Source organism: Streptomyces klenkii (genome assembly GCF_003626645.1).
GTDB lineage: Bacteria > Actinomycetota > Actinomycetes > Streptomycetales > Streptomycetaceae > Streptomyces > Streptomyces klenkii.
Window position 1 is genome coordinate 688850 of sequence record NZ_RBAM01000001.1, and the last position, 1693, is coordinate 690542.

Annotated in this window: 1 protein-coding gene; it reads left to right on the top strand. The window is 72.2% G+C overall.

Annotated elements, in window-relative coordinates:
- The first annotated feature begins 293 nt into the window (after nt 1–293).
- A complete protein-coding gene (locus tag D7231_RS02355; RefSeq protein ID WP_120753185.1) occupies nt 294–1484 on the top strand; it encodes a cytochrome P450 in 1191 nt (396 codons plus the stop codon).
- The last annotated feature ends 209 nt before the right edge of the window (nt 1485–1693 follow it).

Genomic DNA, 1693 nt, shown 5'->3' on the forward strand with positions numbered 1-1693 from the left:
ACCGTCCTGGCGGCGCGGCAGGCCGAAGGCGTCGCGCCCGCCGCCGGGGCGGACGGCGAGGAGCAGGGCGCCCTGGTCCCCGGGGCCTGCGTCCGCAAGGTCGACGCCGACCACTTCTCCATGGTCAAGGCGGACGCCCCCGCGACCGCGGAGATCGTGGAGAGCTGGCTCGGCACCCTCGGCGGAGCGTGACGGCGACCTCATCTCCCCTACGGGCCACCGACATCCCCCCTCCGGGCCCCCGACCGAACGCGTCACCAGTACCGACCCATGTGTGAAAGGCAGGACCGGCCATGACCGCTTCCCCCCGAGAGCTGCCCTCCCTCGGCCTCGAACCGCCCGAGTTCCTCCGGGTGAGCCCGCTGCTGCGCGGCCTCCAGGAGCAGGCGCCCATCTGCCGGGTGCGCACCCCCGCGGGCGACGAAGGCTGGCTGGTGACCCGCCACGCCGAGCTCAAGGAGCTGCTGCACGACGAGCGCTTCGGCCGCTCGCACCCCGACCCGGCGAACGCGGCCCGGTACGTCAGGAATCCGTTCCTCGACCTGATGATCACCGATACCGACGCCGACGCCGGCCGCCGGACGCACACCGAGACCCGCCGCCTGCTCACCCCGATGTTCTCCGCGCGGCGCGTGCGCGAGATGGCGCCCAAGGTCGAGGCCGTCGTGGAGGCCGCGCTGGACGAATTCATCGCCCAGGGCGCGCCCGGCGACCTGCACGGCGGGCTCTCTACACCGGTCGCCCTGACGGTGCTGTGCGACATCATCGGCATCCCCCCGCACAGCCGCGGAGAGCTGATGACGCTGCTGGCCCGGATGGCCCTGCTGGACAGCCGCGAGAGCGTGGAACGCGGACAGCGCGACCTCTTCGCGTTCGTCGAGGGGCTGGTCGGGCAGAAGCGCGCCGAGCCCGGCGAGGACATCATGACCCGCCTCTCCGAAGGCGGACTCCCCGAAGCACGCGTGGCACCGCTGGCCGTGGGCCTGCTCTTCGCCGGGCTGGACAGCGTCGTCACGATCATGGACCACGGGGTGGTGCTCCTGGCCGGCCACCCGAAACAGCGCGCGGCGGCCCTGGCCGACCCGGCCGCCATGACGCACGCCGTGGAGGAAGTGCTGCGGGCGGCCAAGGCCGGCGGGTCGATCCTGCCGCGCTACGCCACCGAGGACGTCGAAACCGGCGGAGTGACCATCCGGGCCGGGGACCTGATCCTCTTCGACTACAGCCTCCCCAACTTCGACGAGCGGGCCTTCGACGCACCGGAGCGGTTCGACATCACCAGGGCCCCCAACCCGCACCTCACCTTCGCCCACGGCATCTGGCACTGCATCGGCGCCCCCCTGGCGCGCATCGAGCTCAACACGCTGTTCACCCGGCTGTTCACCCGGCTGCCCGGCCTGCGCCTGGCCCTTCCGGCGGACGACCTGCGGCTTCTCGAAGGCCAGCTGTCCGGCGGCTTCACCAAGCTGCCGGTGACCTGGTAACCACGACCGCCCGGCCCACCCCCCACCCCCCACCGACGCCCGTATGCGCGCTCCCGCCCTCGCCCCGCGAGAGGGGCCCGCGCATACGGGCGTCGTGCTCTACGGAATCCCGGAGTCGCCCTTGAGGAGGATGGCACTTGATAACGGGTCACACGTGAGTGTCGACGCTCTGTGCCCCAGAACCGGCATTCCACGAGGAGTTGGCGTTC

What these genes read in the sequence shown, in the direction of transcription:
- D7231_RS02355 (WP_120753185.1), top strand. Translation starts at nt 294, where the DNA reads ATGACCGCTTCCCCCCGAGAGCTGCCCTCCCTCGGCCTCGAACCGCCC.